We start from the raw sequence: 25,827 nt of genomic DNA, 5'->3' as shown, positions 1-25,827 counted from the left end.
GCTAAAGTTTTTAAAGCTTTTTCTCTTTTTGTTTTATCTTTCTAAGTCAAAAAGTGCTATAATCTTAAAATCATAAACGAACAAACAAGGAAAAATTGATGAAAAGCCTAGAAAAACAAAGTAAAAGCCTTCAAAAGATAGATGAATTAAGTCAGAATTTAGGCATTAAAGCAGATGATAAAACTATACTTGAACTCAAAAATACCCAAAATGAAAACGAAAAAATTTTAAGCCTTAAAAGCGGACATTGGCAAGCTCCTGAACCTTGGTTTGTCATCGATGAAGAAGATAATTTGCATACTTTGATTTCAATCAATAGCCTTAAAAGTATGCTTGAAGGACTTAAAGAACTTCAAAAAGAAAATTTTGAGCTTAGGCTTGAAAAGGCGATTTATCAGCAAATTCCCATTGATTTTAATGATGTTTGGATTGTGGCGATGGACGAGATCAAAAAACAAGCTAAAAATAACACCACTCAACTTAATATCGATCTTTCAAAGCTCATGGAAAATATCAAAAAAGAACACCCAAATCTTTTTGTCGATATGGAAAGTCTTGTCATGCAAGGTGAAGCACAATGAGAGATTATAAGGCTTTTGTGAAGTATTCAAAACCCGGACCTCGTTACACTTCTTATCCTACGGCTTTAGAATTCAATGCTGAGTTTGCATATCAAGATTATATAAACATTCTTAAGGCTCAAACAAGGGATTTGTCTTTGTATTTTCACCTGCCTTTTTGTAGGAGTGCGTGTTATTTTTGCGGCTGTAATGTCATTTATACTGCTAAGGAAGAAAATAAAGAGCGGTATTTAAAGTATCTATTTGCTGAACTTGATCTTTTAAAAACGCACATAAACACACAAAGAAAAGTCGTTCAAATGCACTTTGGTGGTGGCACACCGACTTTTTTTTCAGCCTCGCAACTTGCTTCTTTAATCACTAAGATAAAAAGTGTATTTGTGAATTTTGATGATAAGGCTGAGCTAAGCTGTGAGATTGATCCTAGGTTTTTAAACGAGGATCAAGCTGAGGTTTTAACACAAAATGGCTTTAACAGAATCAGCTTTGGCGTGCAAGACTTTGATGAAAAAGTGCAAAAAGAAATTCATCGAATTCAGCCCTTTGAGCTGACTTTAAAAGCGGTAGAAATGATGCGTAGCAAGGGCGTTAAGTCTGTAAATATGGACTTGATTTATGGACTACCTTTTCAAAATTTGCAAAGTTTTAGCAAAACTCTTGAAAAAGCCTTGCTTATAAATCCGGATCGCTTTGCGATTTTTAATTACGCTCATGTGCCTTGGCTTAAAAAAAATATGCGTAAATTTGATGAAACAACCCTACCAAGTCCAGATGTCAAGCTTGAAATTTTAGAATACTGCGAAAAGTTTTTAACGCAAAATCATTATAAAATGATAGGTATGGATCATTTTGCAAAACCAGATGATGAATTGTTTAAAGCCCTAGAAAATGGCTCTTTGCATAGAAATTTTCAAGGCTATACTACTAGAGGCGGAGCTGATTTAATCGGTGTTGGGCTTACAAGCATAGGCGAGGGTATGAGTCATTATGCGCAAAATTACAAAGATATGCCAAGCTATGAAAAGGCTATTGATGAGGGCAGACTTCCTTTTGAAAAGGGCGTGCTTTTAAATGATAATGATAAGTTGCGAAAGGCTGTGATTATGTCTTTGATGGCAAATTTTGCTCTTGATATCAAAGGTATTGAGCGTGAATTTGGTATTGATTTTAGGACCTATTTTGCTAGGGATTTAGAACTTTTAGACGAATACAAAGACTTTTTTAGCCTTGATGAAAATGCCTTAAAAGTCAATGAAACAGGGGCTTTGCTGATAAGAAATATCGCTATGTGTTTTGATGCGTATTTGCAAAAATACCGCGATCAAAAAGTTTTTTCAAAAACGGTGTAATAATGCTTTTAAAAGATATAACAAATGCGTGTGTAAAATGTGGCAAATGTATCCCAGCTTGCACTATCCATGAGATCAATGCTGATGAAACAACGAGTCCAAGGGGCTTTTTAGACTTAATCGCAGCGGTAAAAGAAGAAGAGCTAGCGCTTGATAAAAATGTCAAAAAGATATTTGAAAGCTGTTTTTTATGCACAAATTGCGTGCAAGCTTGTCCTAGTAGCTTGCGGGTTGATAGTGCGATCGAGGCTATTCGTTTTGATTTGGCTCAAAAATACGGCATTGCTTGGTATAAAAAACTTGCTTTTTTCTTGCTTTCCAAACGCAAGATTATGGATATAGTGGCAAAATTTGGCTATGTTTTTCAAAGCTGTGCTTTTAAAATTCAAGGACAAAATAGCATTGCAAATGCTGATAAAAAGGGTGATTTACAAAAAAGCTTTGGTATGAGAGCAAGATTTTCTTTTCCTATGGTGAAAAAAGGACGTTTGCTTATAAGCTTAAACAAAAAAAGCTTTTTAAACTCACAGCCTGAATTTGTAGATAATGGCGGAGCAAAAAGCATAGGCTTTTTTGTGGGTTGCTTAGCAAACTATGCTTATACAAGCACGGCTGAAGCGGTTTTAACCATCGCTAAAGAGCTTAAGATCAATGTGGATTTAATGAAAGATCAAGTATGCTGTGGAGCGCCTCAGTATTTTACGGGCGATTTTAAAAGAGTTGAGGTTTTGGCTAAAAAAAATATAGAATATTTTGAAAAAAAACTTGAGACTCTTGAAGCTATCATTGTGCCAGAAGCGACTTGTTCGGCAATGTTAAATGTGGATTATGAGCATTTTTTTGAACTACTTAATCAACCTGATTGGGCTAAAAGAGCAAAGCAAGTTGCAAGTAAGATCGTTTTGGCAACAAAATATTTTTATGAGCAAAATGAGCTTTTAAGCTTGCTTGAAAAAAGAGGCAAGCAAGATTTGCTTATCACTTATCATGATCCTTGTCATGCAAAGAAAATGCAAGGCGTTTTTAAAGAGCCAAGAGCTTTATTAGGGGCGAATTTTAAACTCGTAGAGCTTTCACAAAAAGATACTTGCTGTGGCTTTGGTGGAGTGAGTATGCAAACTGAGTATTATGAAAATTCTTTAAAAGTTGGGCTTAAAAAGGCAGAGGATATCAAAGCCAGCAAAGCTCAAATCATCAGCGCAGAATGCTCAGCCTGTAGAATGCAAATTTCAAATGCTCTTACTCAAGCTCAAAGTGAAGTTTTGTTTAAAAATCCACTCGAGCTTATCGCTTTGGTGCTTACAAGCCAAGAGCAAGCTTAAAGCCAAAGAAAAACACAGCCCCTAAAATCCCAGCAACTGGCAAGGTGATGATCCAAGCCAAACCTATAGGCTTCATCATCGCCCAATTTGCGTTTTTATTATACAAGCCTATGCCTAAAATCGCTCCTATGAGTATGTGTGTAGAGCTTACCGGTATGCCAAATTGTGTCGCAAGCAAGATCACTATACTTGCACCAAGTTCTGCGCTAAAGCCTGTTGTAGGCTTGATTTGTGCGAGTTTTGAGCCAACCGTTGTAATCACTTCTTTTCCCAAGAACCAAAGCCCTATCACAAGAGCAATACCAAACATCAAAAGCACAGCAAAAGGCACAGGAGAGCTTGGATTAATCACGCCATTTTTAAACACATCTAAAATCGCCGCAAAAGGCCCTAAAGCATTTGCAATATCATTTGCACCATGTGAAAATGCAAAGCTTGAAGCAGTAAAAATTTGAAACCAAGAAAAAATGCGATCTATAGTTTTGTTAAGTTCTGTTTTCTTAACTATCCTAACCACCGCAAAAGTAAGTGTATAAGCGATGATACCGATGATACAAACAATCCAAACATTTTGTATAGCATTAAGCGTGCTTACTTTATCAAGTCCTTTAAACAAAAACATAGAAGCAATAATCATCGCTGCAACGCAACCAACCATAGGAATATGCGTTTTAGCTTCTGTAAAAATATCCATATTTTTTTCTTGTTCTTTATACTCTTTCATTTTATTTTTATAAAAACTTTTTGTTTTTTCATCATCATCTTCATCGTCTAAAACGATAGCACTTAATTCTTTGATCTGCTCGCTTTGAGGCATTTGCTTAAGATTTGAGAAAAATTCTTCTTTGAAATTTTTCTTTTCTTTTTTGATGATTTTAAGGTTTTCGCCAAGCTTTTGTGAAGGGCTTAAAATTTTGCGGTGGATATAAGAAAAGATCATATAAGAAACCAAGCCACCCAAAAGTGGAGAAATCACCCAGCTTAAGGCTATCCTGCCAATCTCAAGCCAATTTACCATAGATAAAGTTTGCGCTCCGCTAAAATAAAACGCCCCCATAGCCACACTTGCACCAACTATACCACCTATAATGCTGTGAGTAGTAGAAACAGGCAAGCCCTTTTTTGTCGCTACAAAAATCCATAAGCCAGAGCTTAAAAGAGAAGAAAGCATAATAATGACAAAAAGCATAGGATTTAAATCAGTTGGAAAGACAACTATACCGCTTCGTATAGTTTTAGTCACTTCACCTCCAGCAAATACTGCCCCGCTAAGCTCAAACACAGCCGCGATGATTAAGGCTTGTTTGATCGTGATTGTTTTAGCCCCAACACTTGTTCCAAAGGAATTTGCAACATCATTTCCGCCTATGTTAAATGCCATAAAAATGCCAAAAACACTCGCTAAAATAAATAAGATCAAATAGTGATTTGGGATATAATTATATCCCCATATCCAAAAGCAAATCACGCTGATAACAAAGATAAACAAAGCCGCAGCATTATCTCTTAACACGATAAAACCTTTTTTTAATGATTTTTAAATCATCATTATAGCTTGATTTCGCTTTTTTTGCTTTTAAAAATAAAAAATTTACTTGAAAGTGTTTAAAAATGGCGTGAAGAATGCTTTGTTTTTATGAGCTTTAAGGCTGATTTTACCGCTTCTTCATAACTTTTTGTACTCAGTTTTGCATTTTTATAAGCCTTATCAAAAGCAGTGCCATGATCAACACTTGTTCGAATGATAGGTAAATTCAAGCTAATATTTACACTTTTTTCAAAATACAAAGCTTTAAGTGGAGCAAGCCCAAGATCATGATACATACTTACAAGGCGGTTACAATGCTTTAAAGAAGCTTTGCTAAAGGCTGTATCAGCGACTAAAATTTCAGGGATATAAAAATGCTTTATATGCATTTTTTGATAAAGCATATCATATATCTTAGGTTCTTTTAAAAGCTTTTCTAGGATATATGCATCATTATTTTTTTCAAAATATGCTTCTAAAAAATTTTGATTTTTATGATTTTCTTTTAAATTTAAAAAAACATTGCTTATCTGCACAGCTTTTCTCATCTTTTCTTCTTCAGCTCCACCAATCGCCCCATAATCTCCTGCGTGCGGATTAAAGCCTAAAACGCCTATATTTTTAAAATGAGTTTGTGTGTAAAAGTTAATCAAAAAGCGAGTTAAAGCTGGAATTTGGATACGCTTGCTTACCTCATTTAAGGGGATATGTTCGGTAAAAAGAGCAACAAAAAGCTTAGAACAACCAAGCATCATAATAGCATCTTGTTTAAAAAAATCACTCAAAGCCCCAGTATGCCCCTTATAGTCTATATTTGCAAGCTGCCAAGCTTTTTTATGAATGGGCAGGGTAATTAACGCCTTTGCAAAGCCTTGTTGGGTAAAATAACACGCACTTTGAAAACTTAAAAAGCTGTATAAACCGCTGTTTTTATCAATCTTTGAAGCTTGAATGCTAAATTCACTCTTACTTTTACTTTGAATAGGGCTTATAAAGCTTGAGATACGCAGTTTTTTTGAGCTTTTATCTTCTTTAAATTCAAATACCTCGCCCTTATCAAACTCAACGATATGAAAATCATCATCTAGGTGCAAATCAAGCTTTTTAAGCCCTTGTTTTAAAAGTCTTTTATGGATAAAATAATAAGGCTCGCAAAATTTTGAAATTTTTTTATGACAAGTCAGCAAAAGCTCCAAACCTATGCCATTAATATCGCCTATGCTGATGGCGAGTTTTGGGCGTTTTTGAGGTGTTTTTTTCATACAAGCAAACTTTTCATCTCTAAAATGGCTTCTTTTAAACCGACAAAAACCGAACGCGCAATGATACTTTGTCCTATGTTAAGCTCTTTGATCTCTTTGATTTGGGCTATATCTTTGACATTTTTATAATTTAAACCATGTCCAGCCACGACAAATAAATTTAAACTTTGAGCCAAAGCAGCTGCTATTTTAAGCCTTTCTAGCTCATTTTCAAGCTTGAGCTTTAAGTTGCTTTTATCAAGATCAAATTCTTTGATCTTATAAGGTGTGCGTAGGATATTGCTAAAAAGGGCATTATGTAAATTTGCATACACTCCAGTGTGAAGCTCTATGCTATCGGCATTTAAAAGCTTGGCTTTAGAGATATCAGCTTCGTTCGCGTCTATAAAAAGAGAAACTTCAATCCCAGCTTGCTTAAGTTTGTTAATATTGCTATCAAGCCCTTTTATATCGAGATTTAAGCCGCCTTCTGTGGTAAGTTCTTGCCTTTTTTCAGGCACTAAAGTAACTTTGTAAGGCTTATAACGCAGGGCGAGCTCTATCATTTCATCAGTATTAGCACACTCTAAATTCACTACGCTTTTGCAAAGTGTGGTGATCTCTTTAAGATCGTTTTCATTGGCATGTCGGCGATCTTCTCTTACATGAAGCGTGATAAGATCAGCATATCTTGCAGCTACAAATGCTGCCTCAAGTACTTGAGGATCATCAACCTTTCGAGCCTCTCTTAAAACAGCGATATGATCGATATTTACGCCTAAAAGCATGATTTATCCTTTGAATTTAACTTAAAATGAATACATACCTCATAGATCAAAAGCTTGATTTTGCTTTTATTAAAGCCTTGAAGCTTCTTTTAAAAAACATTTTAAAGCCTTTTTTTCTTTTACCTTTATATCATAATAAATTAGACTTAAATATGCCTTAATCTCAGCCTCACTTATACCCCTACTTTGGGCATAATGCTTGAGTATATAGTTTGGAATTTTAATCTTTTCTTTATCAAACTGACTTAAAATTTTTGCAAATAAAGCCTTTTTTCTAAGGCAAGAAAAGCGAGCAAACACAAAGGGTAAATTTGTCTTTTCATACCAACACTCACACAAATCAATATAGGCATTTGGCTCTTTTAAATAAAGCTTTAAAGCCTTATCGCCTATGATTACTCTGCCTTTTTGTTTTAAAACACGAGCTAGGGCATTTGAAGTTGCTGAAGCTGTGTCTTTTGCTGACTTGGTGTTTTTTTCAACAAGGACGGATTTGACTTTTTTATTGGCACAAATTCCAAAGTCTAAATTCTGGTATTTTTTACGCGCACTTTCTATGCTTGAAATTACAGCTGCGTCTATGCGTGCGAAAAATAAGTCACGATTAAGCTTACTTGGCACGCCCTTTTTATACTCCATAGCCTTTTTAAAGCCATTTGGCAGGGGGTATTTTTTAAGATAGATATGCAAGGGCAGTAAATTGATATAATCAATCTTGCCAAATATCATTTCTTCATCGCCTTTAAAAAGGCATTTACCCTTAGTTCTAGCTCATCTAAGCCTATAAATTCAAGCACTTCAAAGATACTCGGGCTTACTGAACTTCCAGTAATGGCTATGCGTAAGGCTTGGGCTAGATCTTTTAGCTTAGCATTTTTGCTTTCTAAAAAGCTATTTGTAAAGCCTTCAAGCTCGCTTGCTTTCATTGTGCCAGAGTTTTTTTCAGCCTTTAAAGAAGTTAAAAAGTCCTCTAAAAGCTCTAAGCTTGCCTCGCTGATAAATTTTGCCACTGCTTTTTCATCATAGTTTTGCGGGGTATTAAGTATGCTTTTTGCAGAACTTATAAGCTCTAGCAAGGTTTTTGCCCTTTCTCTTAAAAGATCAAGTAAAAACTCTCCTTTGCTTATGCTAGAAAAATCAAAGCCAAGCTCTTTTATATGCTCATTTAATTCCTTAAAAGCTAGGGTTTTGATATAATGAGCATTGAGCCATTCAAGCTTTTTAAAGCTATAAGTTGAAGCACTTTTGCTAATATGACTTGGATCAAATATCTTTTTAAGCTCTTCTAAAGAAAAAATTTCATCATCGCCATGACTCCAGCCCAAACGCACTAAAAAATTTAACAAAGCCTCAGGTAAAAAGCCTAAAGCCTTATACTCCATCACATCAGTTGCCCCATGCCTTTTTGAAAGCTTTTTGCCATCCTCGCCGTGTATCATGGCTAGATGATAAAATTTTGGAACCTTAAAGCCTAAAGCCTTATAAAGCACGATTTGCTTAGGCGTGTTTGAAAGATGATCATCGCCTCGTATCACATCACTCACACCCATTAAAGCATCATCAATCACAACAGTAAAATTATAAGTTGGGCTTAAATCGCTTCTTGCGATGATAAAATCATCTATTATATCCTTTACCTCAAAGCTTATATCGCCCTTTACGCCGTCGATAAAAGAAATACTTCCTGTTTGAGGTGCTTTAATCCTCACAACCGGTGCAATCCCAGCTGGTGGCGTGCCGGTGAAATCTCTATAACGCCCATCATACCTAGGTCGTTCTTTTCTAGCTTCTTGAGCCGCTCTTAGCGCGTCAAGCTCTTCTTTACTCATATAACAATAATACGCCTTGCCCTCATCAAGCAATTGTTGGATATAAGTTTTATAGATATCAAAACGTTTGGATTGATACTCTATAGCTCCATCATAATCAAGCTTGCACCACTTAAAAGCTTGTATTATAGCCTCAGTTGCTTGCTGGCTATTGCGTTTTAAGTCTGTATCTTCTATACGCAACAAAAACTTGCCCCCATTTTTGCGTGCATAAAGATAATTAAAAAGTGCTGTTCTTAAACCCCCGATATGCAAGTATCCTGTGGGGCTTGGAGCAAAACGAGTTGTTAAATTTTGCATTTTTTGCCCTTTAGTAAAAATTTATTGATATAATGCAATATTTATACTTAAATAAAGGTTTGATATGAAAAAAATTTGCTTTTTTTTATGCTTTTTACTCTCTTTAAATCACGCACAAGAAATCAATTCTATCGCTATCATCGTTAATAAAGAGCCTATCACCTCCTTTGAGATTAACGAAGCGATGAATGAACTTAAAGTGCCAAGAAATCAAGCTATATCTATGCTTATAAATGATCGTTTAGAAGAGAGCGAAGCTAAAAGAATGGGAATTTTTATCAATGAGTTTGAACTTGAAAACGAGTTAAATAAAATGCTAGCTCAAAGTGGGGGCAGTATGCAAAGTCTGCAAGCAAGTTTAAGCTCAAGTGGTGAAAGCTTGGAGGATTTTAAAGAAGATTTTAAAAAGCAAATGCAAAGAAAAAAGCTTTACGAAGCAGTGGCAAGCGGAGCAAAAATCGATAATAGTGAAGATGCGATGAGATCGTATTTTGAAACACATTCAAATGAGTTTGTGCTTTACGCAAGCATTGATGTTAATATTTTTAGCTCTTATGAAGCAAAGGATTTAGAAAATTTACAAAAAGGTGGTAAAAAAGCTTCTGGCGTGAAAGAGCATAGAGAAAATTTAAACACAAGCAATGCTGATCCACGTTTGCTCGCCTTTCTTTCAAGACTTAATATCAACGAATTTTCGCCTATACTCCAAAACAGCGGCGAGTTAAGCATTTATCAAGTCAAAGCCAAACATCAGCCTCAAACACTGCCTTTTGAGCAGATTAAAGAAGAGGTAGCAAATGTCTATATCAACGAGCAAAGGCAAAATTTTATTAAGGATTTTTTTGATAAAGCAAGGGCAAAAGCGACGATACAATACCTTCGCTAAAGCCCATTTTTACATTCTTAACCAAATTTAGCTTGAAAGTGCTTCATAAATTCACACAAGGTTTTAACCTGCTCTAAAGTGATAGCATTATAAATACTCGCACGAATTCCACCCAAAAGCCTGTGTCCTTTAAGTCCTAACATATCTTGCTTTTGGGCTTCTTCGATGAAAATTGGCTCAAGCTCAGCATTTGTGGCTATATTAAAGCTCACATTCATCAAAGAACGATCCTCAACCTTTGCATGCCCCTTATAAAAGCCCTTGCTTTCATCGATAGTGCTATACAAAAGCCTAGCTTTGGCTTGATTGTTTGCATGCACCTTATCAAGTCCGCCTTGCTCTAAAAGCCATTTCATCTCTAAAGCAAACATATAAATCGCAAAGGTTGGCGGTGTGTTAAATAAAGAATTATTTTCGCTGTGAATGCTGTATTTAAGCATACTTGGTATGTTTTTTTGCTTAGATCTTTCAAGCATATCTTTGCGGATAATCACACAAGCAAGCCCTGAAATTCCAGCATTTTTTTGCACGCCTCCATACAACACACCTATATTGCTAAAATCAACCTTTCTTGAGAAAAAATCACTTGAAGCATCGACGATTAAAGGGCATTTACTCTTTGGATAGCTTTTATACTGCGTGCCATAGATAGTGTTGTTTGAGCAAATATAACCATAATCAGCATTTGGCGAAAACTCAAATTCTGGGATATAAGAAAAGCTTTGATCTTCGCTACTTGCGATGACTTTGTGCTTGATGCCTAAAATCAAAGCTTCTTTAATGGCTTTTTTTGTCCAAATGCCAGTATTGACATATTCGCATACTCCATTTAAGGCTAAATTCATAGGAATCATCGCAAATTGAAGGCTTGCTCCACCTTGCAAAAACAGCACTTCATACTCATCATCTATGCCATAAAGTTTTTTTGCATTATTCATCGCTTCAAAATGCACTTCTTCAAAAACTTTGGTTCTATGGCTGATCTCCATAATAGAAAAGCCCTTATTTTCATAGTCTAAAAGCTCTTCTTGAGCTTGTTTTAAGATACTTAAGGGCAGGGTTGATGGACCTGCGCTAAAATTGATTTTTCTCATCTGTTCTCCTTTGCAAAATGAAATTATAGCTAATTTTGTGCCGCGATACAAACACCTTCTCTTAAACCCTCATCAACAACGACGAGCTTTTGCCTATCAAACAAAGCAAAAAGCAAAAACGCTCCAGCGATAAGAAAATGGCTTCTGTCTTTTCCTACCCAAAAATCAGCTTGAGCTTTACTCATCTTTGAAAGTTTTAAGGCAAAATGCAAAAAGTCATTCTGCCTTAAAAATGTGCCATTAATAAGCCTTGCTTGATAGTTTTGATATATTATGCCTTTTTTAAGGGCTGCTACGCTTGTAGGCACACCAGAATTAAGCACCACAACCCTGCCCTGAAAATGCTTTAGTTTTTGCAAAGCTTCATCACTTTGCTTAAAAGCCTCAAAAGCAAGATGTTTAAGGAATCGATCTTTAAGCAAAAACTCAAGTTTAAGTTTTTTATCTGTGTTATTTTTTAAAAAATATCTTGTATTAAAGGCTGATAAATTCGCATTTTGAGTAAATTTAAAATTCGCTTTTGCTTTTTCATAAAAAGAAATGATACCAAAATCAAAACTTTGTGAGAAGTTCTTAAAAGAAAGCTCACAGCTTGCTCCACCCAAATCACAAAATGCAAGATTTTTTTCCATAAAATTTAAGTTTTTCAGCGCATTTTTCATACCCAAAACGCTCAATCTAGCCTCTTCATCAGCACTAATAAGCCTAAAATTTACACCAAATTCTTGTTTTAACTCTTTAAAAATCGCCTCAGTATTGCTTGCTTTGCGAAACGCAGCCGTAGCTACTGCATAAGCATTTTTAAGCTCAAAACCCTGATTTTCAAGCTCCTTTAAAGCATTTTTAAGTCTTTCAATCGCTTTTTGAGAAATTTCTTTGCTCTTGCTTAAATCACGAGCCGCGCCGATAACAAATTCAGCTTCTTTTATCGCCTTAAAACGTTCATTCATTTCAACAGCTCGAAGCGTGTTTGAGCCAAGATCAATGCCAAGCATTTTTTCCTTTCTTTACTTACAATTTTCATAAATTTTTTATGTTATTTTATAATAATATTTTCGCCTTATCGCTTCAAATTTAACTTTTTTATCATTAAACTCAAAATTATAGATATAGTTAGAAAGTTTTATATAAATTATAAATTTGTTAAGTTTTTTTATGAATTTAAATATTTTTTAAAGTATTTTTAAAGCTGATTTTTTGTAAAATGTTTGAGTTAAAACTTAAATACAAAAGGAGAGCCAATGAGTGCATACATTAACAAGGTGCTAGAAAATATCAAAAAAGCTTCTCAGCCTACTTTTTTACAAGCTGCTACTGAGGTTTTACATTCTATAGAGCCTATTTTAAAGGCAGATAAAAGATACGAACAGCACAGCATTTTAGAAAGACTTGTGGTGCCAGAAAAAGTTACTCAATTTCGCGTTGTGTGGATTGATGATAAAGGCAAAGCTCAGACAAATTTAGGTTATCGCGTGCAGTTTAGTTCGGCTCTTGGACCTTATAAGGGCGGACTTCGTTTTCACCCAAGTGTAAATTTAGATGTGCTTAAATTTTTAGGCTTTGAGCAAATCTTTAAAAATTCTTTAACAGGACTTATGATAGGCGGTGGTAAAGGCGGATCAGACTTTGATCCTAAGGGTAAGAGCGAGGGCGAGATTATGAGATTTTGCCAAGCTTTTATGTTAGAACTCAGTAAAATCATCGGAGCAAATACTGATGTGCCAGCTGGCGATATAGGCGTTGGTGGGCGAGAGATAGGCTATATGTTTGGAGCGTATAAAAAGCTGACAAATTTATTTGACGGCACACTTACAGGAAAAGGGCTAAAATGGGGCGGAAGCCTTGCAAGGACTGAAGCTACAGGCTATGGTTGTGTATATTTTGCTGATGAAATGCTTAAAAAGGCAAAAGATTCGCTTGAAGGCAAGGTTTGTGCTGTCTCAGGAAGTGGAAATGTGGCTATTTATACTATAGAAAAACTTGCTGCTTTTGGTGCAAAAGCTGTTACGATTAGTGATAGCTCTGGTTTTGTGTATGATAAAGAAGGCATTGATCTTAAGCTTTTAAAAGAGATTAAAGAAGTCAAGCGAGGCAGAGTGAGTGATTATGCAAAAGCAAAAAAAGGTGCTGAATTTGTAAGTGTAGATAAATACAAAAAAGGCACAAATGGCGTTTGGAGCGTCAAATGCGATGGAGCTTTTCCAAGCGCGACTGAAAATGAGCTGAATTTAGCCGATATTAAAACCCTTTATGCTAATGGTTGTCGTTTTGTGGCTGAGGGCGCAAATATGCCAAGCTCTTTAGAAGCGATTGATTTTATGCTTGCTCAAAAAGACTTTCATTTTGCTCCAGCTAAGGCTGCAAATGCTGGCGGGGTAGCTACTTCTCAGCTTGAAATGCAACAAAATGCAAGCATGGCGCAATGGAGCTTTGAAGAAGTGGATAAAAAACTGCATAAGATTATGAAGGACATCTTTCATAATTCTTATGAAACCGCAAAGGAATTCAAACACGCTGGAAACCTTGTCGTAGGCTCAAATATAGCTGGCTTTAGAAAAGTCGCTGAAGCTATGCTTGAGCAAGGGTATTGCTGATAAATTTAAAATTGAACTAAGATGAGCTAAGCTTAAACTCATCTTAGTTGCTTTAGTGGTTTTGCTTTTTAAGTAGGATTGATGATATCTTATATTCTTTACATAAATTTAGACAAAAAACGATAAATATCATATAAGTTTTATTCATTATAGCGTATTTAAATCTTTAAATAAGTGATGAATGGCGTTATTAGGAGAATATGAATGAATAAATTGTATTTGAATTTAAAAATTTTAAATATTAATAGAAATTTAAAAAAGGAGTGAAAATGAAAAAATATACATTAGCGATTTTGGCTTTTTGCTTCTCTTTGCTTCATGCTTTAAGCATTGATGAAATGCTGGAGCAAGAGATTTTACCACCTAGCTTTGATTGTGCTAAAGTGGTAGATAATGATGATGAATTGCTTTTATGTAATCAATCGGCTTTGATGATAGAGTATGAAAATAAGCTTTCTGCTGCAATGGATAATTTTTATTCGAGTTATTATAGGATTGTTTCAAAGCATATAAATGCACAAGATAAAAACAAGCTTAGAAATATCTCTAAAGCAATGATAAAAGAAAGGCAAAGAAAAGTTAAAGAAGAGCTTGAGCTTACAGATTTACCAGAAGGAGCAAATCCCATTATCCCAGCGTTAAACGCGGTTGAAATGATGCAGGATGTGTATTTGGCATATTTTCAAAAAATTACGAATTTTATTTATGATGAGCCAAAGTATAAACATATCTTTGAACAAATTTTCACGCCCAATGCACAAGAGTATTATAAGCTGATACAAACGAGTGATACACTAAAAACGATTATCGACAAGGCTGCTAAAGAAGGCTTGGTGGATAAAAGAGGCAGACTCTTAGCGAAGTGATAAACTTGGGCTTAATTTTAAAAATTCTAAGTGATTTGATCTACACTTAATCATAATAAAAAGCTTTAAAGCCTCTTTTAAGAATGTGCTTTAAAGTTTTTATTGTTTTTGTGTATTATAAAATACCTTAAATTTAGCCTTAGCAGGGTTTAATATACATAAAAAAAGCTTAAAATTTGAGTGATGATTTTATCTTCTAGGGAAGCTTTGCTTTCTTTTGTATTAGCCAGAAAGCTTGTTCTAGCGATTAAGCTTGTCTTTTGTGCTTCTTTTGTGAGTGTGTTTGTGATTTGAATATTAACTTGCAAAAGGTAAAAATTTTCTACCTCATAATCATAATCAACCCTCATAAAAGGTCCATATATAAAGCCTACGCTACCACTGTTTATCTTTCTTGCGTAAGAAAATTTCCTAAAATCAACAAGATTAAGTAAAATTTCAAAGTCTGCAGCATTTGCATTTGTGGCTATACTAAAGCCCTTACTTACAAGGGCATTTTCAAGTTTTGTTTGAAGCGTATTTGGAATTTGGGCTGGATTTTGTAAATTTATACTTACACTTTTTGGTAAAGTGGTTTTGATAAAAATACCCTCATTGCTCGTTTGTATAAAGCTTTCAACCTTAGAAGCACACGCTGAAAACAAAAGAGTAAAAAAGACAAGGATACAAATTCGCATTTTTATTCTTTAATGAGAGTTGGAACCGATCTTAAACCAAGCTTTTGGTATTTTTCAAAAAGAGCGTAGTAAGTGTTTAGTTCTTTTTGAGAGACTTTATCGTAATTTTTGATATTTTCATCATAGTATTTTCTTAAAATAGCGATTTTTTGCGCGTCTGTTTTGGCGTTTTTGCTTTCTTTGTAAATCAAAGCTGTTTTTTCAAAAGCACTTTTTCCATGCACTGGAGTGATGATGAGTTTGAGCTGATTTTCTTTAAGTTCTTCTTCAATGCCTGCTAAATGCGCTCTACAATAAGGACACTCAGGATCGCTAAAAACATACAAAACAGGCTTATTTTTATCGCCTAGTGTGATGATTTGCGTTTCATTTTTAAGGGCAGCTTTTGCTTTTTGTGAAAATTCTGCTCTTTGTTGCTCTAGCGAAGTCATTTCGTATTCTTGGCGATACATTCTTTTTTGTTTGACATCAATGACTTCTGGAAAGATAAAATCATCTTGCACGAAAATAATATCTTGCGTGCTTTGTTCGCCAACTTTTATACTTAGCTCTACGCTTGTGATATTTGAGTTTTCAAGTTTTTCTTTTTTCAAAACTGAAACTTTAGCATTTGGCACTTGCATTTTAATCAAATCAGTATAAAACTTAATCGCCTCATCATTTTTATCAGCAAATGCTTGAGAAAAAACCATGCTTAAAGTAAGGGCTGAAAGGCTGAGGAGCTTTTTCATCTTTTTTTCCTTTTTATGAATTTCTTATATTGTAATTTGGCTTTGTAAATATTTCGTTAAAGCTTATTTTGAATTTCTTTTTCATCAATGAGTTTTGAGTCGTATTTGACGACTTTGTGTTGCGTGTTTTCATAAATTTCAACTATGCCTTTAAGCTTTAAAAGTTCGTTTGTATCAAGTTTTTGACTTAAAGGCAGATAGATATTTTTAAATTCGCTTGGATTTTTAAGAAAACACAGCAAAATAAACCAAAGCACGATAAATACAACAAGAACAAGTAAGCCTAAAGAAAAATACCAATCCGCCCTCTCACTCAGCACAAAGCCACCTACTACACCGCCCGCAAAGCTTCCAGCATAGCCAAAAGAATTAAACATGCCTAAAGCCGCCCCTTTTTCGCCAGCCTTAGCAAATTTAGAAGCACAGCTTTGCATAATGGGCTCATGCAAATTAAAGCCCACAAAAAACAGCACCACAGCTAAAATAAAAACAAGCCTTCCCCAGCTTAAAAATCCAAGAGCAGGCACACAAGCAAAGAAAAAATATGCCACAGCAAAGAAAACAACCCCAAGCAAAAGCATACCCTTAGCAAGCCCTCTTTTTTCCCCCAAAGCTCCAGCCATACCCATAGCCACAAAACCAGCGATCATCGAGTAAAGATAAGTATCAAACAAATCAAGTCTAAACCTTGTAAGCACCAAAGGGATCAATAAAAAGCTTATACTCATAAGCATTTTTTGTGAAAAATTTGTTAAATTCATCAAAGCAAAATTTTTCTCTATCAAAAAGCGTTTGAGTGGAGTTTTTTCATCATGTTGTATGATCTTGCTTTCTTTTGGCACCCAAGTATATAAAAGCACTATGCAAAGTAAAGTTAAAGCTATGCTAAGATAAAAAAGGCTTGAAAGTCCAAATTTTTCACTCATTAAAGGAGCGAGGATTAAAGAACTTGCAAAGGCTAAGCCTATAAATGCGCCCATTAACGCCATAGCCTTAGAGCGTTTTTCCTCGCTGATAAAATCACTAATCATCGCCACAGCCACAGCCCCAATAGCCCCAGCACCTTGTAAAGCTCTACCTAAAAGCATGATATATATATCTTTTGCTTCAGCACAAATGATTGAGCCTATGATAAAGATGAGTAGCCCCAAAAGCATAGTTTTTTTGCGTCCTATTTTATCACTTAAAATGCCAAAAGGCACTTGTAAGATCATTTGAGTTAAAGCATAAATTCCAACGAGTAAGCCCACTAAAAAAGGCGTAGCCTTATCAAGTCCTAAGGCATAGACACTTAAAACAGGAAGCACGATAAAAAGCCCAAAAAATCTTGTCGCGATGATAAATGAAAGTGGTAAGACGCTTTTTAGCATTGATTTTCCTTGATGTATTAAAATTTTAATTTTACTGAGCTTAGCTAAATTTATCATTAATACAAATACATTTTTTAAGCAAAACTAAGCTATAATAAGCCTTATTTTTCACACTTTAAGGAAGTTTATGCAAGCACAAGAAGAACTATTACTTCAAGATAAATTAAAAAGCAAATTATATAAAAATGATCTCTTTAACCTTTTAAATACCCTAAAAATACAACAAGATCAGGAAAAATATTTTAAAAGACTTTTACAAATTCCACTTAAAAGTCCTTTAAAATGCCTTTTGTGTGGTATCTTTCCATTTTTTTTGAGTTTTGGTTTGTTAAGCTTTGATAGACTTTATAAAGGAGATGAAAAACTTGCTCTGGCTAAGGCAGGGGTGGCTTTATCGTGGGTTTTGCTTGTGTGGATATCTTTTGGGGGTTATTATGTATTTGGATTTGATCCTAGTTTTTCTTCTTTTTCTATAATTTTATCTGCTATGTTGAGTGTGTTGTGGCTTGTCAATTTTGTAGATTTAAGTGTATGTTTCCTTACCATTAAAAATGCAAATTTGAAATCCCTTATGAGTGTTTTTTATCCATATTATACGAGTGTTTTATATGAACAAATACAAAGCAAAATTCAATCAAAACACAAAGAAGCTCTTTTTAAACATATGCAAAATGCTGATGAAAACGAGCTTTTAAGGCTTATGGGTTTAAGGCTTAAAAGCCCTTATCTTAGCCTTATTTTTAGTCTTTTGCCTATGTGTATATTTTGTGGTTTAAGTCTTGATCGCTTTTATAAGGGCGATTTAAAGATCGGTGTGATGAAGCTTGGTGCATTTTTGGCTGTTTTTGTGTGTATGTTATTTTTAACACCAGATATTCGTTTTTATGCTGCATATGGCTTTGCTTGCTTGTTTGTGTTTAATCTTGTTGATATTTACTTTGTGTATAAAGGTATTTGCAAAGATAATTTAGAAAAAATCTTTCAGGAAAAGGCTTAAAATTCTTTGAAATTTGCTATAATAAAGGCTTTTATGGAGCATAAATGAAGATTGTATTTGCGAGCTCAAACAAACATAAGCTTAAAGAGATCAAAGATTTGCTCAGTGGCTTTGAAATTTATGCCTTTGATGAGGTGCTAAAACCCTTTGAAATAGAAGAAAATGGCAGAAGTTTTAAAGAAAATGCTTTGATTAAAAGTAGAGCTGTCTTTGAAGCCTTAAACGCTAAGCAAAGGGCTGAATTTGTGGTTTTAAGTGATGATAGTGGCTTGAGTGTCGCCGCACTTGATAATAAGCCAGGAATTCATTCAGCGCGCTTTTCAGCACAAGGTGATGATGGAAGTAACAGAGCAAAACTCATCAAAGAGCTTGAAAAGCTTGATCTTAAAGAAAGCAAGGCTCATTATACAGCCTGCATAGCTTTAAGCTCAAATTTAGGCGAGTTTTATTCGCATGGCTTTTTGCATGGCAGGGTTATTGATACACAAAAAGGACAAAATGGCTTTGGCTATGATAGCCTTTTTATCCCAAATGGCTTTCATCAAACCCTAGGTGAGCTTGATGAAAGTGTGAAACGAGGTATTTCTCATCGCTTTAGAGCTTTGAGTTTGAGTCAAATTTGGCTCAATACTTTTTGCAAAGGAAAAAAATGAAGGCATTTATCAAATATATATTTGTAATTATTATGGCGTATGTTGTATTTATGGCTTTATACTTGTTTGTTTTGCAATCTTAGGCTTGAAAGCAAGCTAGGTAGCAAGATAAGACTACCTAAAAGCAAAAGTATCATCACGATAAGAGTTAAAAAGCCAAAATAAATCGTTGGGATAAAATTACTACTCATCATAACACTAAAGCCTAAAATAATGGCAACCTTGCTTTGAAACAAAGCTGATCCTATGTGAAGATGAGAAGCTATTAACGCTTCTTGCAAGCTTTTTTTGCCAAGCTCTTCTTTAAATCGGTAAATATAATGTATGCTATCATCTACGCCTATACCTATACAAATAGCTGCTATAGTTATACTCATAAGATCAAGACTTAAGCCCAAAAAGCCCATAAAAGCAAAAACAAGACTTAAAGGAATGATATTGGCAAGTATGCCTACAAGAGCAAGTTTAAAGCTTTTAAACACCAGCACAAAAAGGGCAAAAATCGCTATAATCACAAAAACAAGAGTATTAAACTGCGATGCAAAAAGACTTTGAAGCATATTATTATAAAGGAGCATTATGCCACTAAGCCTAAACTCAAGGGCTTCACCTTGCAAAAGCGTGCCAAGTTCTTCATTTATACTTTTTAAAAACTCATTTCTTTGAAGCGTTGCATCAGAGTCTTTTATACGCATAACAAAGCGAAGTTCGTTCTCATCAACATTGACAAAGGGATTTAAAAGTTCATTTTTAAAATTCAAAGGTAAATTTTCATACAAAAAAGCCAAAGCAAAATCATCTAAATCTTTACCCTCATTGATACTTTTGCCAAGTATTAAAAGACTATTTAAGCTAAGAGTTGAGCCGACAAATTCCTTTTGAGTAAAATAATCATGCACTTTTTTAACCAAACGTATCTTATCAGCACTAAAAAAATAAGTCTTTTCTTCAGCCAGTGCGTTAAATTCATCTTCAAAGCTATCTTGAGTAGCTTGCAAGCTTTTGTTTTGAAATCGAAGCACGACTTCTAAAGGCATAGTGCCACCCAAATGTTCGTCAATAACAAGCAAGCCTTTTTTAATCTCAGAACTTTCTTTAAAATAATTCACAAAAGAATTTTCAACCCTAAGCTGTAAAATTCCAAAAAAAGCGATGATAAGGCACAGCACACTGACAAGAAAAACAAGTTTTTTTCGCCTAAAACTAAAATTCGCACACCATGCCAAAAAGCCAAAATTAAAGCTTTGCTCAAAAAGCTTCTTGCTAGCAAAAAAAGGCATCAAACACGCAAAGAAAACAAAGCTTAAAACAAGACTTATGCTTATGCCTATACTCATCATTATACCAAGCTTAATGATAGGCTCTATATTTGAAAAAATGAGGCTTAAAAAGCCAATGGCTGTAGTTAAGATAGCGTAAAAACTTGGTTTTAATTTCGCCAAAAGTGTAGCTAGAGTAAGTCTAGCCGAATTTGCTTTTGGAAATTTTTTATTAAGATGAATAAAATGCGTGATAAGATGGATAATCAAAGAAATACTAATAATAAGCATAAAAGCAAGATAATTTGATGAAATCACCGTGATCTTAAAGCCAAGCAGAGCAAACACTCCACTTGCCACACTTAGCGAGACAAAACAAGTTAAAAGTGCTAAAAATACAAAAGAAATTTTGCGAAAAAACAACCACAAAACAAGCGTTAAAAGCAAGCTTAAAGCCACGCCATACACCCACAAATCAGCCTTAATATAACTAATCATATCATCAGCGATCATACTCACACCGCCAAGATAAATCGCACCGATTTGCTTTTCATAGTGCGAAGTGATGGCTTTTATGGTATCAAGTCGTGTTTTATTTTCGAGTTTATTTTGCTCGCTTATACGATCAAGCTTGTTTTGAATTTGAGCTTTTAAGGCTTCATTTGTTGTATTTTGACGCTCTTTTATAAGCTCAAGATACGCTAAATTTGGCTCAAAATACACAATCAAAGCTGTAGTTTTGCCATCTTTTGAGATGATATTGTTTTGATAAAAGGGGCTGTTTAGAATTTCAGCTTTAGCTTTGCTTTTGTTAATATCCTCATCAGCAAGGCTTGGGATATGCTCAAGTAAGGCTTTTAAGTCTTCATTATCTTTGCTGGTAAGCAAAGGAGCGTTGATAATGCTTAAAATTCTTTGCACGCCTTTGATCGCTTCAAGTTCGTTTTGCAAATTTTGTATCATTTTAAGATTGGCTTCGCTAAAAGGATTTTCATCCTTAAAACGCAGAGCAATCATTAAAAAATCATCACTCTTATAACGCTCATTGATCTGTCTATAAAAGCTTAAATCCTCATCATTTTCTAAAAGCAGGCTATCAGCACTGGCATCAACGCTAAGTTTGCTGGCAAAAAAGCTTAAAAACACACATATACTAAGGCTTATAAAAAGTGTAAGTTTAGCGTGTTTAATGAGGGTTTTAAACAGAGTTTCAAAGATCATTTGCCCTCAAAATCAATCGTTTTAAGCTTGACAAGCAAACTTTGAAAACCTTCTTTTTCAAACAAATCAGCAAACTGGGAACGATAAGTTTGTATGATAGAAATACCTAAAACATCGACATCATAGATCAACCATTCATCATTTTTGGCTTTGTAGAATTTAAAAATGATATTTTTAGCTTCACCATCTATAACCATAACCGAGTGAAGCCACACTCTTGTATCGTTTTTTTGCTCGAGTTTTTTTACTTGGATACGCTCGTTTGTATAAAGGCTAAGTTTGCTCGTAAAACTTGATTTGAGCTGGGCTTCAAAAGCTGTATCAAATTCAGCTTTTTGGCTCGCACTAAGCTTATCATAGTTTTTTGAAAGACTAAGTTTTGCCATAAGTTTATAATCAAATATAGGATCAAAAAGCTTAAAAATCCCATCAGCAGCTTTGCTTTTGTCCTTAGCGGTATTTTGCAATAAAACAAGGCTTTTATCTATATTTTCTTGCATGATTTGTGGCAGGCTCTCAAGTTTTAAAGCAAAGGCATAAAACACGCTCAAACAGAGTATGCAAAGTATTTTTTTCATCTTTTATCTCCTTATTTACTCATCTCAATCCGCCTTTTTTCATACGCATCGCGCAAAAACGGATAGAGATTTGGGGTATTAAAATAAATCTCATCAAAAGTATCAAGTTCAAAACTCATATCATTCATTATAATATACGAATTTACACCAACGCTTAACAAAAATGGATCAATATAACCAGTTGGGCTAGAGTACCAATTTACCGGCAAAGAAAGCGTATCTCTAAGATTGCTTGGTCCTAAAAAAGGCAGCACAAGATGAAAGCCACTTCCTACACCCCAATGAGCTAAAGTTGTGCCAAAATCGGCTGGATATTTGGGGATATTTGTCTTACTTGCCGCGTCGATAAAACCAAAAAAACCAAAAACAACATTTACACCAAAGCGTTTAAGTTCCGTGCCAGCTTCTTTGAATTTAAACTGCAAGACATTATTGATAAAACGCAAAGGCATAAATATATTGTTTGTGAAATTTCTTACCCCATATCTTATAAAATCAGGCGTAACATATCCATACGCTTTACTTACCGGTCTAGCAGCGTATTTATAAAAGCCAAGATTAAACGAAGTCATCACTTCATTATACCCTCTTAAAGGATCATACACCTCAAAGCTAAATTCTTGCTCAAAGTCCTCAAAATCCTGCCCAAAACTCAGCACGCTTAAGCATAAAAAAAGACAAAAGATAATTTTTTTCAAATTCTTCCTTAAACAATCAAAGCTAGGATTTTAGCATAAATTAATAAATTGTAAAGTTAATGTTAAAAGTAGCATTTAGCTAGTTTTAGCACCACAATGTGCTTAAAATTTGAGTTTTATATCTTTTCCCAAAAAAACTCTATCCATTCATCTGTTTTTTTTACCTTAAATTCAGGCTCTAAAAGGGCTTGATCTTTGTAAAATAAGCTTGCCACCTTAAATTCTATCTTTGGAAATTTTTCTTTTAAAATTCTTAAAATTTCTTGCATGGTTTCACCACTATCTATGATATCATCAACAATTAAAACTTTGTCAAATTTACTTAGTTTGGGGATATTAAAAATTTCTATATGCCCTAGCTTTGCAGTATCATTATAATGGATAGAATTCAGTGTAAAAATCAAACGAGTATTGATATGCATAGCTAAAAAATGTCCTAAAGTCATACCTCCTCTAGCTACTGCAACGATAGCGTCTGGGTTAAAATTGTTTCTTATTTGTTTGGCTAAAACTTTGACATCTTTTTCAAATTCCTCATACGGATAAACGATCATTTTTTCCTCCTATCTAAAAAATTGCAAGCAAAAAACAAGCAAAGAAATCGCACTTAAAGCCAAAATGCCAAGTGAAATTTGAGAAAATTCCCTACGAAATATACGCACTAAGATATACGCTAAAAAGCCAAAAGCAAAACCGGTTGTAATCGAATAAGTCAGTGGCATTAAAATGATGATAAAAAAGCTCGCAACGGCTACGGCTGGGTCTTTAAAGTCTATGTCTTTGACATTCATAAACATTAAAATTCCTACCATAATAAGCACTGGATAAATCGCACTTGAAGGTATAGCCTTAAACAAAGGCAACAAAAATAAAGTCAAAGCAAAGCAAAGCGCAACCACAAGGGCAGTTAAGCCTGTCCTTCCTCCGCTTTCTACTCCAGAAGTGCTTTCTACAAAAGCTGTAACTGTTGAAGTGCCAATACCAGCTCCTATCACTGAAGCTGCAGCGTCTGCACTTAAGGTTTTACCAAGTTTTTTATCTCCTTCTTTTTTATCATCAAAAATTTTACCCCGCACCCCAATGCCAGTAATCGTGCCAACCCCATCAAAAAGCTGAGTTACAAAAAAAGTCAGTATAATAGGGATCATTGAAAGCTCAAGGGCTGCTTTGATATCAAGTTTAAGAAATATTTCACTTAAGCCATTTTCTCCGCTTAAATTTGGTAAAGAAAAGATTTCTTTTGGAAAACTTGCCCCATTTATGCCAAAAATCCAAGCAATTAAAGAACTTACAAGTATGGCTAAGATAAAAGCTGCTTTAAGCTTAAAAGCCCAAAATAAGATCACCAAAAACAAAGCAAAAAGCCCAAAAAGCACCTTTGTATCCTTAAAATCCCCCAAAGCAACAAGGGTGCTTTGATCGGCTTTAACTATGCCTAAATTTTGCAAAGCCACAAAGGCGATAAAGGCTCCTATGCCAGCTGATATAGCAAGTCTTAAGTCCTGTGGTATGCTCTTTACGACCCAGACACGAAAATTTGTAAAAGAAAGGAGTAAAAAAACAACACCAGAGATAAACACTGCTCCTAAGGCACTTTGCCAAGGGATATTTAAAGCTACGCACACACCAAAGGTAAAATACACATTCAAACCCATGCCAACACTCATAGCTATAGGAGTGTTGGCATAAAGGGCATTAATGGTAGTTGCGATGATGGTTACTAAGGCTGTGGCGATGATTAAAGCATCAAATGGCATACCACTATTAGAGACTATGCTTGCATTGACAGGGATAATATAAATCATAGTTAAAAAAGTGGTAAGCCCAGCTATACACTCAGTTGCAATGTTAGTTTTGTTTTCTTTAAGCTTGAAAAAATCCATCTTAAGCCTCTATTGAAGTTTTAGATAAGATTTTATTATAACATAAATTCGCAAAAACAACTCAAAATTTTGTGTCTTGTTTGGTTTTTAAGCCTTTTTATCCAACTCCTCACACATTTTTTCAAATTCATTATAGTATTTCCAAGAAGCGATAATGTCAGGGCGAGTTTGTTTGATATAAGCAAAATTTTTATCGAAAAGCTCTTTAAAAATCTTTCTGTATTTTGTTTCTTTTCTTAAAAAATCAAGCATTTTTTCATTAGTCATACCCCTACTCTTTGTTTCTTTCCAATGTTCATTAAGTTCAAAATGAAATTTTTTAATCCATACTCTTACCTTTTCACATAAACACAAGTCTTTATTAAGAATTTCATATTGACTTTTGTCAATTAAATAATAAAGTTTTAAGTAAGGACTTTCAATCTGCAAAAAATTAGATTCATTAAGCTCTATTATATCATTTTGAGAAGGCACAAAATTATTAATGACAATGTTAATCTCCTCATTGACATAAAGAGTTATTGGTAATCCTAAAGCATAAGCTGCGGCTTTATTAGACTTTAGATAGGATATATCCTCAAATTTTACACCTTTTATATTTAATTTCTTGCTCAAAGCATTGATAGTAGAAAAAGTGTTGTCTGGTAAATTTTCTTGAAAATCTACAATAATATATTTATCAAAATTCTTACAAGTTTTTAATACATAATCATAAAACATCATCATATAAAGCAAGCTTTCATGATAATAAAGATCAAGTCCTTTAAAAGTTGCATATTCAACGAGACGCTCTGTGACTCCGCCGTGAAGAAATCTTGTCCGATCAGCAATTTCTTTAAAGTTTGTATCATCAAGTGTTAAAGATTTATAATATTTTTCTCTTTGCTTTGGCCAGCGAACATTTAAAAAACTTGTTAATGAGTCGATAGGATCTCTAGAAGCAAGAAGTGCAAGAGTATTTTTAGGTAAAAGATGCATTGTTTTATCAATATCTTTATTTCTATAATACACAGCATCAAAATCGATATTTACTCGCTCTTTCTTAAGCAAATTAAAAATTCTTATATAATCTCTTTTACCATTTCTTAATGTGGTTAAATTAGCCCCAGCCGCATTTAGTGCTGAGCATAGTGCCCCTCGCCCAAAAGTATGCGGTAAAAAAGCAACAAATCCACATTTCCTCGGCAACCCCAAATTCAACTCCCAAGCAATATCAGCTTCTATATCAGCATAAGATAAACCTTTATTAACAAATAAGTTTTTATTAGTTTTATCCTCATCTCCTACACTCTTTTGTCTTTGTTCTAAATTCTCATTTAAAACATCACAATCAAGCAAAGCAGGATAAGGATGTTTAGTCTCAAGATATTTTTCTTTAAATT

At 34.4% G+C, this 25,827-nt stretch carries 23 protein-coding genes and 1 pseudogene; 8 read left to right on the top strand and 16 right to left on the bottom strand.

The features are described 5' to 3' along the window. The first annotated feature begins 98 nt into the window (after positions 1–98). The 3 genes and pseudogenes from DMB95_RS01590 (at position 99) to DMB95_RS01580 (ending at position 3,252) form a co-directional block, all read left to right on the top strand. Positions 99–591, top strand: a pseudogene (locus tag DMB95_RS01590) (DUF2603 domain-containing protein). After that, complete coding sequence (gene hemN / locus DMB95_RS01585) at positions 578–1,930, top strand: oxygen-independent coproporphyrinogen III oxidase (RefSeq protein ID WP_142930631.1); 1,353 nt, start codon at positions 578–580, stop codon at positions 1,928–1,930. The pseudogene DMB95_RS01590 and the gene hemN overlap by 14 nt, the downstream one beginning before the upstream one ends. A gap of 2 nt (positions 1,931–1,932) precedes the next feature. Next, positions 1,933–3,252 (top strand): (Fe-S)-binding protein, encoded by a 1,320-nt coding sequence (locus tag DMB95_RS01580; RefSeq protein ID WP_142930630.1) that lies wholly within the window; start codon positions 1,933–1,935, stop codon positions 3,250–3,252. On the opposite strand, the gene DMB95_RS01575 is transcribed toward DMB95_RS01580, so the two are convergent. From DMB95_RS01575 to gltX, 5 genes are all read right to left on the bottom strand, one after another. After that, positions 3,230–4,765: an inorganic phosphate transporter gene (locus tag DMB95_RS01575; protein WP_137631977.1), complete on the bottom strand. Its 1,536-nt coding sequence runs from the start codon at positions 4,763–4,765 to the stop codon at positions 3,230–3,232. The two genes, DMB95_RS01580 and DMB95_RS01575, sit on opposite strands and share 23 nt — an antisense overlap. A 92-nt stretch (positions 4,766–4,857) precedes the next feature. Next, positions 4,858–6,042, bottom strand: a complete 1,185-nt coding sequence (gene pdxA / locus DMB95_RS01570) for a 4-hydroxythreonine-4-phosphate dehydrogenase (protein ID WP_142930629.1) — start codon at positions 6,040–6,042, stop codon at positions 4,858–4,860. Continuing rightward, on the bottom strand, positions 6,039–6,809 hold the full coding sequence (locus DMB95_RS01565; RefSeq protein WP_142930628.1) for a pyridoxine 5'-phosphate synthase: 771 nt from the start codon (positions 6,807–6,809) through the stop codon (positions 6,039–6,041). Before DMB95_RS01565 ends, pdxA begins: the two co-directional genes overlap by 4 nt. Before the next feature lie 69 nt (positions 6,810–6,878). After that, positions 6,879–7,538: an MqnA/MqnD/SBP family protein gene (locus DMB95_RS01560; RefSeq protein ID WP_142930627.1), complete on the bottom strand. Its 660-nt coding sequence runs from the start codon at positions 7,536–7,538 to the stop codon at positions 6,879–6,881. Beyond that, a complete protein-coding gene (gltX, locus tag DMB95_RS01555; protein WP_142930626.1) occupies positions 7,535–8,938 on the bottom strand; it encodes a glutamate--tRNA ligase in 1,404 nt (467 codons plus the stop codon). The genes DMB95_RS01560 and gltX overlap by 4 nt, the downstream gene beginning before the upstream one ends. Positions 8,939–9,002: 64 nt before the next feature. Here gltX and DMB95_RS01550 point away from each other — a divergent pair, with 64 nt between their 5' ends. Further along, positions 9,003–9,824, top strand: a complete 822-nt coding sequence (locus DMB95_RS01550; protein ID WP_142930625.1) for a peptidylprolyl isomerase — start codon at positions 9,003–9,005, stop codon at positions 9,822–9,824. 17 nt (positions 9,825–9,841) lie between these two features. On the opposite strand, the gene serC is transcribed toward DMB95_RS01550, so the two are convergent. Beyond that, complete coding sequence (gene serC, locus DMB95_RS01545) at positions 9,842–10,918, bottom strand: phosphoserine transaminase (protein ID WP_142930624.1); 1,077 nt, start codon at positions 10,916–10,918, stop codon at positions 9,842–9,844. 29 nt (positions 10,919–10,947) lie between these two features. Then, complete coding sequence (locus DMB95_RS01540; RefSeq protein ID WP_142930623.1) at positions 10,948–11,913, bottom strand: Ppx/GppA phosphatase family protein; 966 nt, start codon at positions 11,911–11,913, stop codon at positions 10,948–10,950. Positions 11,914–12,159: 246 nt separating this feature from the next. Here DMB95_RS01540 and gdhA point away from each other — a divergent pair, with 246 nt between their 5' ends. Together gdhA and DMB95_RS01530 are read left to right on the top strand one after the other, a co-directional pair. Then, positions 12,160–13,512 (top strand): NADP-specific glutamate dehydrogenase, encoded by a 1,353-nt coding sequence (gene gdhA, locus DMB95_RS01535; protein WP_142930622.1) that lies wholly within the window; start codon positions 12,160–12,162, stop codon positions 13,510–13,512. Between the two features lie 269 nt (positions 13,513–13,781). Further along, positions 13,782–14,378, top strand: coding sequence for a hypothetical protein (locus DMB95_RS01530; protein ID WP_142930621.1), 597 nt, complete (start codon positions 13,782–13,784; stop codon positions 14,376–14,378). 149 nt (positions 14,379–14,527) lie between these two features. On the opposite strand, the gene DMB95_RS01525 is transcribed toward DMB95_RS01530, so the two are convergent. From DMB95_RS01525 to DMB95_RS01515, 3 genes are read right to left on the bottom strand one after another with little or no spacing between them, the layout of a single operon-like run. Beyond that, a complete protein-coding gene (locus DMB95_RS01525) occupies positions 14,528–15,055 on the bottom strand; it encodes a hypothetical protein (RefSeq protein WP_142930620.1) in 528 nt (175 codons plus the stop codon). 2 nt (positions 15,056–15,057) lie between these two features. Further along, positions 15,058–15,786 carry a thioredoxin fold domain-containing protein gene (locus DMB95_RS01520; RefSeq protein WP_142930619.1) on the bottom strand — a complete coding sequence of 243 codons (729 nt, stop codon included), beginning with the start codon at positions 15,784–15,786 and terminating at the stop codon, positions 15,058–15,060. A gap of 56 nt (positions 15,787–15,842) precedes the next feature. Further along, a complete protein-coding gene (locus DMB95_RS01515) occupies positions 15,843–17,156 on the bottom strand; it encodes an MFS transporter (protein ID WP_142930618.1) in 1,314 nt (437 codons plus the stop codon). Positions 17,157–17,283: 127 nt separating this feature from the next. Here DMB95_RS01515 and DMB95_RS01510 point away from each other — a divergent pair, with 127 nt between their 5' ends. Together DMB95_RS01510 and DMB95_RS01505 are read left to right on the top strand one after the other, a co-directional pair. After that, positions 17,284–18,153: a hypothetical protein gene (locus DMB95_RS01510; RefSeq protein WP_142930617.1), complete on the top strand. Its 870-nt coding sequence runs from the start codon at positions 17,284–17,286 to the stop codon at positions 18,151–18,153. 44 nt (positions 18,154–18,197) lie between these two features. Continuing rightward, the gene (locus DMB95_RS01505; protein ID WP_142930616.1) at positions 18,198–18,806 is read left to right on the top strand and encodes a non-canonical purine NTP pyrophosphatase; all 609 of its coding nucleotides are present in this window, start codon (positions 18,198–18,200) and stop codon (positions 18,804–18,806) included. A 56-nt stretch (positions 18,807–18,862) separates the two neighbouring features. Here DMB95_RS01505 and DMB95_RS01500 read toward each other — a convergent pair whose 3' ends face one another. The 6 genes from DMB95_RS01500 to DMB95_RS01475 form a co-directional block, all read right to left on the bottom strand. Beyond that, complete coding sequence (locus tag DMB95_RS01500) at positions 18,863–21,283, bottom strand: efflux RND transporter permease subunit (RefSeq protein WP_442861440.1); 2,421 nt, start codon at positions 21,281–21,283, stop codon at positions 18,863–18,865. After that, entirely contained in the window at positions 21,283–21,864 is a 582-nt protein-coding gene (locus DMB95_RS01495) for an MlaC/ttg2D family ABC transporter substrate-binding protein (RefSeq protein WP_142930614.1), read from the bottom strand. Before DMB95_RS01495 ends, DMB95_RS01500 begins: the two co-directional genes overlap by 1 nt. Before the next feature lie 11 nt (positions 21,865–21,875). Beyond that, positions 21,876–22,562 carry an MlaA family lipoprotein gene (locus tag DMB95_RS01490; protein WP_142930613.1) on the bottom strand — a complete coding sequence of 229 codons (687 nt, stop codon included), beginning with the start codon at positions 22,560–22,562 and terminating at the stop codon, positions 21,876–21,878. Positions 22,563–22,678: 116 nt separating this feature from the next. Beyond that, positions 22,679–23,116: a phosphoribosyltransferase gene (locus DMB95_RS01485; protein WP_142930612.1), complete on the bottom strand. Its 438-nt coding sequence runs from the start codon at positions 23,114–23,116 to the stop codon at positions 22,679–22,681. A 9-nt stretch (positions 23,117–23,125) separates the two neighbouring features. After that, the gene (locus DMB95_RS01480; RefSeq protein ID WP_142930611.1) at positions 23,126–24,445 is read right to left on the bottom strand and encodes an NCS2 family permease; all 1,320 of its coding nucleotides are present in this window, start codon (positions 24,443–24,445) and stop codon (positions 23,126–23,128) included. 87 nt (positions 24,446–24,532) lie between these two features. Further along, positions 24,533–25,827: DUF2972 domain-containing protein (locus tag DMB95_RS01475; protein ID WP_142930610.1), on the bottom strand; the 1,295-nt coding region annotated here is incomplete at its 5' end.

Source organism: Campylobacter sp. MIT 12-8780, from assembly GCF_006864535.1.
In the GTDB taxonomy this organism is placed as follows: domain Bacteria; phylum Campylobacterota; class Campylobacteria; order Campylobacterales; family Campylobacteraceae; genus Campylobacter_D.
The sequence above is the reverse complement of the archived record's forward strand: the minus strand, read 5'-3'. Positions and strand labels throughout refer to the sequence as shown.

Coding starts and splice junctions, on each gene's coding strand:
- DMB95_RS01525 (WP_142930620.1), bottom strand. CDS start 15,055: ATGCGAATTTGTATCCTTGTCTTTTTTACTCTTTTGTTTTCAGCGTGT.
- DMB95_RS01515 (WP_142930618.1), bottom strand. CDS start 17,156: ATGCTAAAAAGCGTCTTACCACTTTCATTTATCATCGCGACAAGATTT.
- DMB95_RS01560 (WP_142930627.1), bottom strand. CDS start 7,538: ATGATATTTGGCAAGATTGATTATATCAATTTACTGCCCTTGCATATC.
- DMB95_RS01480 (WP_142930611.1), bottom strand. CDS start 24,445: ATGGATTTTTTCAAGCTTAAAGAAAACAAAACTAACATTGCAACTGAG.
- DMB95_RS01505 (WP_142930616.1), top strand. CDS start 18,198: ATGAAGATTGTATTTGCGAGCTCAAACAAACATAAGCTTAAAGAGATC.
- pdxA (WP_142930629.1), bottom strand. CDS start 6,042: ATGAAAAAAACACCTCAAAAACGCCCAAAACTCGCCATCAGCATAGGC.
- DMB95_RS01495 (WP_142930614.1), bottom strand. CDS start 21,864: ATGAAAAAAATACTTTGCATACTCTGTTTGAGCGTGTTTTATGCCTTT.
- DMB95_RS01565 (WP_142930628.1), bottom strand. CDS start 6,809: ATGCTTTTAGGCGTAAATATCGATCATATCGCTGTTTTAAGAGAGGCT.
- serC (WP_142930624.1), bottom strand. CDS start 10,918: ATGAGAAAAATCAATTTTAGCGCAGGTCCATCAACCCTGCCCTTAAGT.
- DMB95_RS01580 (WP_142930630.1), top strand. CDS start 1,933: ATGCTTTTAAAAGATATAACAAATGCGTGTGTAAAATGTGGCAAATGT.
- DMB95_RS01550 (WP_142930625.1), top strand. CDS start 9,003: ATGAAAAAAATTTGCTTTTTTTTATGCTTTTTACTCTCTTTAAATCAC.
- DMB95_RS01520 (WP_142930619.1), bottom strand. CDS start 15,786: ATGAAAAAGCTCCTCAGCCTTTCAGCCCTTACTTTAAGCATGGTTTTT.
- gltX (WP_142930626.1), bottom strand. CDS start 8,938: ATGCAAAATTTAACAACTCGTTTTGCTCCAAGCCCCACAGGATACTTG.
- DMB95_RS01510 (WP_142930617.1), top strand. CDS start 17,284: ATGCAAGCACAAGAAGAACTATTACTTCAAGATAAATTAAAAAGCAAA.
- DMB95_RS01485 (WP_142930612.1), bottom strand. CDS start 23,116: ATGATCGTTTATCCGTATGAGGAATTTGAAAAAGATGTCAAAGTTTTA.
- gdhA (WP_142930622.1), top strand. CDS start 12,160: ATGAGTGCATACATTAACAAGGTGCTAGAAAATATCAAAAAAGCTTCT.
- hemN (WP_142930631.1), top strand. CDS start 578: ATGAGAGATTATAAGGCTTTTGTGAAGTATTCAAAACCCGGACCTCGT.
- DMB95_RS01540 (WP_142930623.1), bottom strand. CDS start 11,913: ATGCTTGGCATTGATCTTGGCTCAAACACGCTTCGAGCTGTTGAAATG.
- DMB95_RS01530 (WP_142930621.1), top strand. CDS start 13,782: ATGAAAAAATATACATTAGCGATTTTGGCTTTTTGCTTCTCTTTGCTT.